The 11,862-nt window shown below is 43.8% G+C and carries 12 protein-coding genes; 1 reads left to right on the top strand and 11 read right to left on the bottom strand.

Annotated features, from left to right (window positions below; translation table 11 throughout):
* Window positions 1–61: 61 nt before the first annotated feature.
* From ECA01S_RS04355 to ECA01S_RS14145, 9 genes are all read right to left on the bottom strand, one after another.
* Entirely contained in the window at window positions 62–403 is a 342-nt protein-coding gene (locus ECA01S_RS04355) for a YlbG family protein (RefSeq protein ID WP_067391661.1), read from the bottom strand.
* On the bottom strand, window positions 393–812 hold the full coding sequence (locus tag ECA01S_RS04360) for a YlbF/YmcA family competence regulator (RefSeq protein WP_067391664.1): 420 nt from the start codon (window positions 810–812) through the stop codon (window positions 393–395). Before ECA01S_RS04360 ends, ECA01S_RS04355 begins: the two co-directional genes overlap by 11 nt.
* Window positions 809–1,942: a CAP-associated domain-containing protein gene (locus ECA01S_RS04365; RefSeq protein ID WP_067391668.1), complete on the bottom strand. Its 1,134-nt coding sequence runs from the start codon at window positions 1,940–1,942 to the stop codon at window positions 809–811. Before ECA01S_RS04365 ends, ECA01S_RS04360 begins: the two co-directional genes overlap by 4 nt.
* A complete protein-coding gene (locus ECA01S_RS04370; protein WP_067391670.1) occupies window positions 1,923–5,348 on the bottom strand; it encodes a pyruvate carboxylase in 3,426 nt (1,141 codons plus the stop codon). Before ECA01S_RS04370 ends, ECA01S_RS04365 begins: the two co-directional genes overlap by 20 nt.
* Before the next feature lie 25 nt (window positions 5,349–5,373).
* Window positions 5,374–6,546, bottom strand: coding sequence for an FtsW/RodA/SpoVE family cell cycle protein (locus tag ECA01S_RS04375; protein WP_067391673.1), 1,173 nt, complete (start codon window positions 6,544–6,546; stop codon window positions 5,374–5,376).
* A 2-nt stretch (window positions 6,547–6,548) separates the two neighbouring features.
* Complete coding sequence (locus tag ECA01S_RS04380) at window positions 6,549–6,845, bottom strand: Fpa/YlaN family protein (protein WP_067391678.1); 297 nt, start codon at window positions 6,843–6,845, stop codon at window positions 6,549–6,551.
* 93 nt (window positions 6,846–6,938) lie between these two features.
* Window positions 6,939–7,505 (bottom strand): bis(5'-nucleosyl)-tetraphosphatase (symmetrical) YqeK, encoded by a 567-nt coding sequence (gene yqeK / locus ECA01S_RS04385; RefSeq protein ID WP_067391681.1) that lies wholly within the window; start codon window positions 7,503–7,505, stop codon window positions 6,939–6,941.
* A gap of 62 nt (window positions 7,506–7,567) precedes the next feature.
* Window positions 7,568–7,861: a hypothetical protein gene (locus ECA01S_RS04390; RefSeq protein WP_067391684.1), complete on the bottom strand. Its 294-nt coding sequence runs from the start codon at window positions 7,859–7,861 to the stop codon at window positions 7,568–7,570.
* A gap of 13 nt (window positions 7,862–7,874) precedes the next feature.
* Window positions 7,875–8,015, bottom strand: a complete 141-nt coding sequence (locus ECA01S_RS14145; RefSeq protein ID WP_157490286.1) for a hypothetical protein — start codon at window positions 8,013–8,015, stop codon at window positions 7,875–7,877.
* Between the two features lie 131 nt (window positions 8,016–8,146).
* Between ECA01S_RS14145 and pbp4 the strand changes: the two genes are divergently transcribed.
* The gene (gene pbp4, locus ECA01S_RS04395) at window positions 8,147–10,147 is read left to right on the top strand and encodes a penicillin-binding protein PBP4(5) (RefSeq protein ID WP_245631196.1); all 2,001 of its coding nucleotides are present in this window, start codon (window positions 8,147–8,149) and stop codon (window positions 10,145–10,147) included.
* 64 nt (window positions 10,148–10,211) lie between these two features.
* Here the strand turns inward: pbp4 and ECA01S_RS04400 are convergent, their stop codons facing one another.
* Together ECA01S_RS04400 and ECA01S_RS04405 are read right to left on the bottom strand one after the other, a co-directional pair.
* On the bottom strand, window positions 10,212–10,835 hold the full coding sequence (locus ECA01S_RS04400) for a DUF47 domain-containing protein (protein WP_067391690.1): 624 nt from the start codon (window positions 10,833–10,835) through the stop codon (window positions 10,212–10,214).
* Window positions 10,836–10,847: 12 nt separating this feature from the next.
* Entirely contained in the window at window positions 10,848–11,825 is a 978-nt protein-coding gene (locus ECA01S_RS04405; RefSeq protein ID WP_067392258.1) for an inorganic phosphate transporter, read from the bottom strand.
* Window positions 11,826–11,862 lie beyond the last annotated feature (37 nt).

Here is an 11,862-nt window from a genome sequence, read left to right on the forward strand (position 1 = left end):
ACCAAAACAGCCACAAAAAAATGATGAAAAATGTTTGAAGTTATCGCCCATTTTCATCATTCTATAAATCTTCTGCTAACCGGATTTGAGTATTGGCCTCTTCAATTTCAAAGCCATCATCCTGTTGATAAGCCGCTTTTGTGCCTATCTTTTCTGCAAAATTCATTTCGATGTCTGGTCGGTAAGAACGTTCGACAGATCGAACAAAGTGTAAACTGTTGAGCTTTTTCTCAGTTTCCTCAATCTGATCGTCATCCATATACAACACCACGTATTTCATACGACGCGACACATAATGGACGATTCCGTAACGACGCAGTTGCTTCATTTGTTTTAAACTGTATACCCAAACGATCAGTGAACGGCGTTTCACGATCGTAAATTCACTAGCATTAGCTTGCATGGCAAGCACCTCCACATCCTTTAGTCGTAAAGAAAGGATTTCCCGCATCTACCTTGATTTCTTCCGAGATCGTCTGTGCCAACGCCTGACCCGTCTGATCTAAGATATCTTGCAACTGGGTTTCAGCTAACCGAAAAGCCGCAACTGTTTCGTCTAAATCCAAGGTGCGTTTTGCTTGGCGCAGCGCTCGTTGCTTTTCTCTAAAATCCGGTGCGTATTTTCCATACGGTTCAATTCGTTCAAATGTCGTTTTAGCATTTTGAAATGCCTGTTGTTTCGCTTTAGCGGCTGGGTTGGCCAGTGCATCTTTAGCATGGCGATAGTCTGCTACGACTTTTCCAGCCAAAATCACTTCAGCTAAATGGACTGCTTGGTCCTCTAGACGAAAAAGCTCTTCATTGATGATCACTGACTTCCCTCCGTTTCATTTTCTTCCTCTAACAAGACTAACACATTTTCTTTTGAAAAGGCAATGCCTATCCGTTCTGGTTCCTTATTGCTGAAGCGAGAGTAGTACAAGCTATCAGCGAATATATTCAAAACGGTTGTGCCTACATCGTAGACCGGTGTCGCAAAGTAAATCTGACAATGCTCCTTACTTTGCGTTTCAAGTAGGGCGGCGGCTTCGTCCCCATTCATGATAAAAGTTGGCGGAATCGTTTGGGCAACTTGTCGGTTGCGCCAATCCTCTATGCGAACTTGAATATACTCTTCCGGGCTTTGCAGGAATGTCGCTAATAAATCACTAGCCGTCGTTCCTAAATCAGCCCCTAATAGATAATTCCCCAGCTGGTCACGATTTCGAACTAAATTAAGGAGTTTCAGCATTCGCGTTTGATTGCTCTCATTAATTTGGCGCCAATCAGCATGACCACTCATGGTAACAGGTAAAGGCGAGCCGGCATTCAGCTGATAGGGCATAACCGTCAAAAGCGTCTTTTTATCTAAATAGTCAATAGCCATCAAGCGTCCACTCGTTTGACTAAAGTATAAAATCGCAAATGTCCCATTATCAAAGGCAATCAACGGCCGATAATTCATGTCCTCTTCCATCAACTCAATAGCGTATTGTTTATCATCATAACTCACATCGAAGTTTGAATAGATTGTTGTGATTGCGGCGACATCTGTTAAGGTCATGTTCAACGAAAAAGGTGCCGTCGCCAATTTACTGCCGAAAACCTTGATATCTCGTACTTGATCATTTTCTACTAAAACCTCGGCATATTCTTCATCCAAAGCGCCATAGATCCAAGTTTCGTACGTATAGCCGCTAGGCAACACCACACGTGGTTCGCCCCACTCTGCTACTAATTGGCTACTAGTGACTCCAACCAAATTGGCAGTGCCTGCTGCTTTGATTTCGGTATAAGGCAATGCACTATGCTCCCGCTGACGCGCTAAATCATCAGCCGGCGGTGGTGCAGCTGCCGGAAATAAGATCGGCTGTCCGTAAAAGACTGCTAACACACCGAAAAAAATCAATGTAAAAGCGCCGATTCGTTTTAATCTAGTTGTATTATTTTTCTTTGATCTCAATCAATAAATCTCCCGAATCGATCGATTCCCCATCGGCTACATAGAGATGTTCCACCACGCCATCAAAGCGGGCCTCAATGGTTGTTTCCATCTTCATCGCCTCTGTAATCATTAATGGTTGGCCTTTCTCCACCTTATCGCCTTTTTGAACGAGAACTTGGAGAACAGAACCAGACATTGTAGCGCCGATCTGTTCTTTATTAGTAGGTTCTGCTTTTTTACGGGTTTGGACCGTACTGATAATGCTGGTATCTTTGACACTGATTTCTCGACGCTGGCCATTTAAGTTAAAGAAAAGAATCCGATTGCCTTCAATGTCAGGCTCGCCAATTTCGTCCAACCGAATAATCAAGGTCTTTCCTTTTTCGATTTGGACCGTAACAGTTTCGCCTAAGCGGATTCCATGAAAAAAGGTCGGCGTATCCAATAAGGTCACATCGCCAAACTGTTCGTAGGATTTGCGATAATCAAGAAATACTTGCGGATACATCAAGTAGCTTAAAATTTCATCTTGGCGCGGCTCATAACCAATCTGTTCAGCTAATTCTGCTTTGATTTGCGTAAAGTCTACTGCCTCGGCTAGACTACCTGGACGAACAGAGAAAGCTGGCCGCCCCTTTAAGATAATCCGTTGTAACTCTTCTGGGAATCCGCCTACTGGTTGTCCCAAGTCCCCTTGGAAGAAGCTGATGACTGATTCAGGGAAGCTTAGTTCACTACCCTTTTCATAAACATCTTCTTCCGTTAGATTATTTTGCACCATGAAGAGGGACATATCCCCCACTACTTTTGAAGAAGGCGTTACCTTGACGATATCACCAAACATCAGGTTGACGGTGTGATACATTTGCTTGATTTCATCCCAACGATGGCCTAAACCGACTGCTTTGGCTTGCTGCTGCAGATTGGAATATTGTCCCCCGGGCATTTCGTGTAGATACACTTCCGTTTGTGGTGCATTCAAGCCATTTTCAAAGGGCTGATAGTACATGCGGACATCTTCCCAATAATGGTTGAGCTTTTGTGTATTCTCAATGTCGATTTCAGGTGTCCGTGGGCCATTAACTAACGCATAGTAAAGGCTCGACATACTTGGCTGACTTGTACTGCTACTCATAGCGCTCATAGCCACATCGACAATATCAACGCCAGCTTTAGTGGCCGCTGAGTAGGTGATGATACCATTACCGCTAGTGTCATGGGTGTGCAAATGAATAGGGATGTCCGTCGTTTCTTTTAATTCGCTGATTAAACGGTAGGCTGCTTGGGGTTTCAATAAGCCCGCCATGTCTTTGATAGCGATTATATGGGCCCCTAATTGTTCCAGTTCCTTCGCCATGTCTTTATAATATTGCACATTGTATTTTGCTCGTGATGGATCATTGATGTCGCCGGTGTAGCAAATAGCTGCCTCGGCAATTTTGCCGGTATCCCGCACTGCTTGAATACTTTTTTCCATCTGCGGAACCCAATTCAAGCTATCAAAAATCCGAAACACGTCAATTCCTTGGCTAGCCGCCTCTTGAATAAACTCGTGAATTACATTATCCGGATAGTTTTGATATCCGACGGCATTTGAACCACGGAAAAGCATTTGTAGCAGAGTATTTGGCATTAGTCGGCGTATTTTACGGAGACGTTGCCATGGGTCTTCATTTAAGAAACGGTAGGCTACGTCAAACGTAGCACCGCCCCACATTTCACTAGAAAAAAGCTCTGGCATCGCCGCATCAGTTAAACGGGCGATTCGCTCGAAATCCTGTGTTCGAACACGGGTTGCCAGCAAACTCTGATGGGCGTCTCTAAAGGTCGTATCCGTCAATAACACGTGATCCTGATCCTTAATCCACTGTGAAACTGCTGCCGCACCAGCTGTATCTAAAACATGTTTGGCTGTTTGTTTAGAAACAACGGTCAAGTCTGTGGCGATTCGCGGTGCTTCAAAATGGCGTTTGGTCCCTTTTTCGATACCCGGAAACCCATTGACCGTGACTTCGCCAATGTATTTCATGGTTTTATTACCGCGATCCCTTACTTTCGGAAATTCAAAAAGGGCCGGTGTATTATCAATAAAGGTTGTCTTAGCGTCCCCTTCTTGGAAAGTTGGATGACTAATCACATTTTGCATAAATGGAATGTTGGTTTTAACCCCACGAATCCGAAATTCTTTCAAACAGCGTTGCATTTTTTGAATCGCTTTTTCAAAGGTAAAGCCATAGGTACAAACCTTGACTAGCAAGGAGTCAAAATAAGGCGTTACCACCGCGCCTGAGTAGGCGTTTCCTACGTCTAAACGTACACCAAAGCCGCCTGGTGACCGATACGTATCGATTTTGCCGGTATCTGGGAGAAAATGGTTCAACGGATCCTCGGTCGTAATGCGACATTGGATTGCAGTCCCGGTCATTTTTAGGTCTTGTTGCTGTGGTAAATTCAAATCTTGGTGCAAATCCTTACCTTGCGCAATCAGTAACTGTGAGATCACGATATCGATATCAGTAATCATTTCCGTAATGGTATGCTCGACTTGGACCCGTGGATTAACTTCAATAAAGTAGAAATGGTCGCCTTCTACCAAAAATTCTACCGTGCCGGCATTGACATAGCCAACATGTTTCATCAGCTTCACTGCCGCATCACAAATTGCTTCACGTTGCTGCTGAGAGAGGGAGACACATGGCGCCACCTCAACGACTTTTTGATGTCGCCGCTGAACGGAACAGTCCCGTTCAAATAGGTGTAAGACATTTCCGTGAATATCGCCTAAAATTTGCACTTCGATATGTTTAGGGTCTGCGATGTATTTCTCTACATACACTTCATCACTACCAAAAGCGGCTTTCGCCTCGCTACGGGCGCGGTCAAAGCCTTCCCGGGCCTCTTTCTCATCACGAGCGACCCGCATACCACGGCCACCGCCGCCTAAAGCAGCTTTGATCATGATTGGATAGCCGTGTTCAGAACCAAAATCAAGCACAGCATTTACATCCGCTACGGGACCATCTGTTCCTGGAATAGAGGGAATACCCGCCGCTAAAGCTGCCTCCTTGGCTTTGATCTTATCACCAAAAATATCTAAATGATGTAATTTAGGACCAATGAAAATCAGCCCTTCTTCTTCACAACGTCTTGCAAAGTCGAGATTTTCTGATAAAAAACCATACCCTGGATGAATCGCGTCTGCTCCCGATGCTTTCGCGATTTGTAAAATCCCTTCAATGTCTAAATAGGCATCGATTGGTTTCTTACCAGCGCCCACTAGGTAGGCTTCATCTGCTTTAAAGCGATGAACTGAATACTCATCTTCGGCGGCATAAATACCGACAGTTTGGATATTTAATTCTGTACACGCGCGAAAAACACGGATCGCGATTTCACCGCGATTTGCTACTAAGACCTTTTTCATGTCACCACTCCTACCTTTTTACCTTCTATTGTTGCTCAAAACGGCGTCTTTTCTCATCTGCACTGATATTCAGCGCAAAGCCGACACCCACTGACAGGATCAACAAACTGTTCCCGCCTTGACTTAAGAATGGGAAAGTGATCCCAGTTAAAGGAATAATTCCCAAGATTCCCCCTAAGTTGATGAACAATTGGATCAAAAACATCGCGCCTAAGCCGATGCACATTAATGCGTTAAAAGGATCTTTAGCTCGTACTCCTACTAAAAAGATTCGGGCAATTAGAAAAACCAACAGGCCCAATAAAATCAAAGAAACAATCAGGCCCAGCTCTTCTACCACAATAGAAAACATAAAGTCTGTGTGGGCTTCAGGGAGATACCCCTTTTTCTGGATACTATTACCTAAGCCGCGACCGAAGAGACCACCGTTAAAAATGGCATAATAAGAATTGACCATTTGATGCCCAGCATCCTTTTCATCAATAAAAGGATTGTGAACAACTTCAAAGCGGCGGGCGATATATTGGAAATTTGCCGGAAAAATCTTCTGACCCACACTTGCAAATAGCTGGATCAAGCCGACGCTTCCTACTACACCAATCCCCCCTACCAAAACACTGTAAAACCAGTTAGTCCCACTAGCTAATACCATAACCAGCGTAATCAACGTCAAAATCGCGGCATTCCCCACGTCAGGTTGAATTAGTACCAAACCAATCATAAAGCCTGTGATGGTTAGCGGATGTAAGACAACACCCCAAAAATCTTTTTTGATGGTTGTTTGGCGTCGCGCTAAGATATAAGCTAAATACCATACGATCATAATTTTAAGGTATTCAGCCGGCTGCATTGAAAAGCTACCAATAATAATCCAACCCTTAGCTCCGCCACGGACTTGTCCTAACGGTGTAAAACGTACGAGTAGTAACAAGACGAAAATGATGGAAAGAATCGATAAAATAAAGCGTTTATTCTGAAACACCTTCGTTTTCATCTTATAAATCAAGGTAATAGCTACCAAACTCAAGACCCAAAAGACGCCTTGGTTGATAGCCGTTGACATTGGATTCAAATTCAAATTTGCTAAACTGACACTTGTGGCACTATAAACCATGATGATGCCGACACTACAAAGAATTAGATAAGGAATCAAAATCGAGTAGTCCAACAAATGTCTTTTTTTCATTTGCTTTGGCAAGACTAGCCCTCCTTGCCAATTTTATGTTCAGTTTCTTCGTATACTTCGGTATACAAATTATTTAAGGATTTCTCCAACTCGCTCAAGAGTTTCTGACCTTCCGCCTCAGTAATGATGCCTAAGCGAATTGCGTAAGTCACTTGCCGTGAGAAACCATACATCTGCGTATCCACGACCTCTTCGAATGCTTTACATTGAGAAATACATAAGTTGTTTTTTTGATTACGGATGAGCATTTGGATTCGTTCAGCATCTTCCAGTAATAATTTCATTGCTAATTCTTTTGAGATAATCTCCATGTGTGCTTTCACCCCCATCTTAATTTACATATTATAGCATAATTTTAGTGTATTTTTAATGCCAAATTTTCAGAAAGATTCCAAAATCAGCAGCTACGGCGCTTGTCTTTCCAGCCAACACATCGCCGCTCTCGCCCACGGATGAAGGACTTGAAAATCATGCTGCCCCCAGGCGAAATAAACCCGGGCTGCACTCGTCAAAGAATTTTCTAAGGCCGCTTCGATTTCCGTCAAATAAGGAACAGGTTCAGAGCGGTCCCATTTAATTTTATCCGCTACAAAAAGACAAAGATCTAGCGGTGTTGCGTGATCTCTTAAGGTGGTATGACAGCTGATTGCCTCCAAAATCTCGCCATCCTGTATGCCAAAGGTTTCCTTAGCAATGATGGCAGATTGTCGCTGATGTAACAGCATGGGTAACGTCCTCTCTGCTGGATAAATCAATTCTGACCGATTTTGTTGAAAAAGAAGGCGTTCATCGTTGGGAATCACGGCGCTAATATCGTGGAGCAAGCCAGCAACATACGCTTTATTAGGGTCTAATCGATACTGTTGCGCAATAGTAGCAGCCTCTTTTGCCACTGCCAATGAATGACGTAATGTATGGTCCAGGCCAGCCTCCGTCAAAAAAGTAGTGACTTGCCGAATTAGTAGTTCCATTACACACCTCCCTCTTCATTGTAGCAAAAAAACGCAACCATAACGGCTGCGTTTATGAAATCTTAATCTTCCTCTTTTTGCTTGATTCGTTCCGCTCGCTGTGTCGCTTTTTCCGCAACATCACGTTGTTCGTTTGAAAAATAATTTTCGGTACCAAGATTTTGGCCAGTCAAATCAACCGTACCCTTAGGGCCGCGATTCAAGCCGCCTAAACCAGTATCTACCATGGGACCCCACCCGCTTTTAATCGGTTCTTTCCCTTGCGCCCGCAGCTGTGCGTTGCGTTTCCGCAACTTTTCACTTTTTTCCATTCGTCGCTGCTGCATGGTTTTTTCCATATCTTCAAAAATCGACATTTTGGTTTCCTCCTTAGTGCTGGTTCCTAGTTAATACATAGATCCCGTACGCCAACAACAGAAAGCCTAAGAGCCAAAAGGTACTACTGCGAAACAGCCAGATATTGGCTAGTCCCAGCAAGATACAGCCAATCCCTTCAAACCATTTCCACAAAATGCACCCTCCTACTCTCTCTTTATTTTACTAAAATTTCTCTCAGTACGCTATTAGTATTTTTACATAAACTATTCAAAATAGTTTGTTATAATAAACTGCTCATAATTTATTCCTTAGGAGGCAAACCATTGCGAAGTCAAAAAAAGAAGAAATGGCCTTTAATACTTATCAGTAGTATCTTAGTCATAGCCGCTGCCGGTGGCTGGTTTGGTTGGCAGTACTACTCTCAGCAAAAAGCGCTGGCGGCGGCTGAAACTACCGTTAAAAAGTTTACCGAGGTCTTCACTAAAAATAAAACCGATCAATTGACGACTTTACTTGACGCCGATGCGCTAAAACGTAACGGATTCACCGAAGATGAGGTCCAACAGAAATATGCAGCTATTTTGACTGGTATCGGTGCCAGTGATATGCAGGTTAGTGATCTAACCGTTACTTCTAAAGAAGACGGCTTTGAATTTTCCTTTAAACTAGCTTTTTCCACTGGTTTAGGACGGCTAGCGGACCTGCAATATGATGGACTGGTGAAAAACGAAAAAATCGAATGGTATCCTGGCTTGATTCTCCCTGGCATGACAGGCAAGGATAAAATTAGTTATACTGCTTCCGAACCAGTTCGTGGCGAGATTTTGGATCGTAACGGTACCGGGCTTGCTATCAATCAAGACTTTTATCAAATCGGAGTCGTACCAAAAGACTTAGGCGACGGCGCTGACAAGGCCGCCAATCTTAAAGCTATCAGTAACGCTTATGGTATTGAAGTCAAAACGATTGAAAAAGCCCTCGCACAGGATTGGGTTCAGCCTGATTATTTTGTGCCTTTAAAAATCGTCGAAAAAGAACCAAAAGAAATGACCGGGTTGGCTACACAGACAGTCAAGGGTCGCTACTATCCATTAAAAGATGCTGGCGCGCAACTAGTAGGGTATCTTGGAAAAGTTACCGCTGAGGACATTGAGAAAAATCCAGCCTTGTCTGCTGACAGTGAAATTGGCCGTAGTGGTCTAGAAATGGCTTATGATAAACGACTGCGCGGTCAAGCCGGAGGACGGTTAGCCATTACTGATGAAAATGGCACAGTTAAACAGGTTCTGCAAGAAGTCGAGGAAGCCGATGGTGAAACAATCCGGCTGACGATCGATGCGAAGGCCCAAAAAATTGCTTTTGACAGTCTGGCTGGAGCACCCGGCTCCACTGTCGCCCATGATCCCCAAACAGGCGAACTATTAGTGGCGGCAAGCTCGCCCAGCTTTGACCCGAATAAAATGACACAAGGCATTTCACAAAAAGATTATGATGCTTATAATAATGATCCTTTGTTACCTTTTACGAGTCGTTTTGCGACCCGCTACGTTCCTGGCTCCACTTTTAAAATAATCACGGCTGGTATTGGCTTAGATGCTGGCACTATTGATCCTTCACAAAAAATCGCCATCTCTGGCTTAAAATGGCAAAAAGACGCTTCATGGGGCGACTACTGGGCCACCCGCGTCCAAGATGTACCAGAAGTCAATTTGTTGGATGCCTTAATCTATTCTGACAACATCTATTTTGCCCAAGAAACGTTGAAAATGGGCGAAGATACTTTCCGTAAAGGCCTAAACAACTTTATTTTCGGTGAAGAGTTAGATCTGCCCATTGCCATGACACCGGCCCAAATTTCCAATGAAGACACGTTTGGCTCGGAAATTCTGCTAGCAGATACCGGCTATGGTCAGGGCGAATTACTTATTAGTCCTATTCAACAGCTAACGATGTATTCCTTTGTACCTAATCACGGTACACTCGTATATCCTGTTATTGAGAAGTCTGAGCAGCCTAAGACCAAAGCGGTTATCAAAGCCGATTCCGCCAAGCAAGTAGATCAAGACCTACAAACTGGCGTCACTGATCCAACCGGCCTCGTTCACCCTTTAGCAAGTTTAGGCGTGTCCTTAGGTGCGAAAACAGGAACGGCAGAGATCAAAGAAAAACAAGATACTACCGGACAAGAAAATAGTTTCCTTTACGCTTATGATGCGGCAAGTCAAAAATATGCGATCCTAACTTTTATTGAGGACTCCCGTAATCACATGACAGCTATCAGTATTGCACCAGAATTACTGCAATATTTAGCGGAAAACTACTAAAAGCAAGACCCACCCTTAACGGACTCCTTAGATGGGGAGCACACCGTTGAGGGTGGGTCTTTTATTAAGTATTTTTAATGACTAGACTATCAATACTATCAACGGCGTCTTCACTATCGTCAATAATATCTTCTAACTGATCCAAAATATCTTTCCATTTAATAATTTCAACTGGATCTTTTTCATTAGTAAAGAGATCTTTGGTCAGCTGACTGTACAGCTTATCTGCTTGTGCCTCAATCGAATTGACTTCTTCAATCATCTTCTTTAAGGTTTTAGAACTTTTAAACTTCGAGAACTCTTTCGTAGCCGTTTTGACACCGGCCGTAGCTTCAACAATTAGCTGGGCAAAATGTTCGATGCCCTCGCGAATCGAGGTAATCACCAAATTCTCTAAAAGGTAAGTGGTGGCATTCAAGCCATCCAAAATATCATCCAATTTATCCATAATCTGGACGATGTCTTCACGGTCAATGGGGGTGATGAAAGCGTCATATAGCTCATTGACGATGGCTTGAACCAATTGGTCCCCTTCCCGCTCTAACGCGTGGATACGCTCCGCTTCCGTTGTCAGGCGTGCAGGTGAGTAATCATGTAACAAATCATGTAAAATGACCGCAGCCTCATAACCATTGTTCGCTAAATGGTCCAAAGAACCAAAATAATCAAATTGTTTTTTTCGTGCCATATTTTCCACTCCTTAAAAAATTGCAATAAAGAACTTTGCCATAAAGTAAGCAATCGCACCGCAGCCAGGGAAAGTCAATATCCAGGCAATCATCATTTCCTTTACGATTTGCCAGTCAACGCTAGACAAACGACGAGCTGCGCCAACACCCATGATGGCGGTAGTTTTAGTATGTGTAGTTGAGACTGGGATGCCAAAAACAGAGGCTAGAAACAGACAGATGGCTGCACTAACATCGGCCGAAAAACCTTGATATTTTTCTAATTTCACCATATCCATCCCAACTGATTTGATGATTTTCATACCACCAACGGATGTCCCCAGACCCATCGTGAGTGAACACAACACCATCACCCAAATGGGAATCGTAAACCCATTACCTGTTTTTTCTGCAAGACCGTTATAAAAAAGACCCAGCATAAAAACTCCCATAAATTTTTGGCCATCCTGTGCGCCATGTAAGAAGGCATTTGCAGCAGCCGCCACTGCTTGACCAACCGTAAAAAATTTATTAGCAGCTCTTCTAGCAACTCCCTGAAAAATCAGCACAATAACTTTGGTAATCAAGTAGCCCCCACCGAAGCCCATTACGGTTGAAACTATCAAGCCAATCAATACCTTCAGCCATTCTCCGCCATTAACAGCACTTAAGCCACCTAAAGCCATCGCTGAACCGGTCAATCCGGCAATGAGTGCGTGGGATTCACTAGTAGGAATGCCAAAAAACCAAGCGGCGACGGCCCACACAACAATTGAAAACAGCGAGGCAGCCAAGGCAACTTGGGAAGCATTCCCCTGGGCATCAAAGCTGACAATATTCGAGATCGTCTCGGCGACCTGTGCATTGAAATAAGTCATCACTAAAGCCCCAAAAAAATTCATCACCACTGCGATACCAATGGCCACATTGGGTTTCAAAACGCGTGTCGAAACCGCTGTGGCAATCGCGTTAGGGGCATCCGTCCACCCATTGACGAAGATGACCCCCATCACCAACACAATCGTTATGATTAATGCTATATTCACT

Origin of the sequence: Enterococcus canis NBRC 100695, assembly GCF_001544375.1 — a bacterium.
GTDB classification, from domain to species: Bacteria; Bacillota; Bacilli; order Lactobacillales; family Enterococcaceae; genus Enterococcus_H; species Enterococcus_H canis.

What these genes read in the sequence shown, in the direction of transcription:
- ECA01S_RS04355 (WP_067391661.1), bottom strand. Translation starts at nt 403, where the DNA reads ATGCAAGCTAATGCTAGTGAATTTACGATCGTGAAACGCCGTTCACTG.
- ECA01S_RS04370 (WP_067391670.1), bottom strand. Translation starts at nt 5,348, where the DNA reads ATGAAAAAGGTCTTAGTAGCAAATCGCGGTGAAATCGCGATCCGTGTT.
- ECA01S_RS04380 (WP_067391678.1), bottom strand. Translation starts at nt 6,845, where the DNA reads ATGGAGATTATCTCAAAAGAATTAGCAATGAAATTATTACTGGAAGAT.
- yqeK (WP_067391681.1), bottom strand. Translation starts at nt 7,505, where the DNA reads ATGGAACTACTAATTCGGCAAGTCACTACTTTTTTGACGGAGGCTGGC.
- ECA01S_RS04390 (WP_067391684.1), bottom strand. Translation starts at nt 7,861, where the DNA reads ATGTCGATTTTTGAAGATATGGAAAAAACCATGCAGCAGCGACGAATG.
- ECA01S_RS04400 (WP_067391690.1), bottom strand. Translation starts at nt 10,835, where the DNA reads ATGGCACGAAAAAAACAATTTGATTATTTTGGTTCTTTGGACCATTTA.
- ECA01S_RS04405 (WP_067392258.1), bottom strand. Translation starts at nt 11,825, where the DNA reads ATGGGGGTCATCTTCGTCAATGGGTGGACGGATGCCCCTAACGCGATT.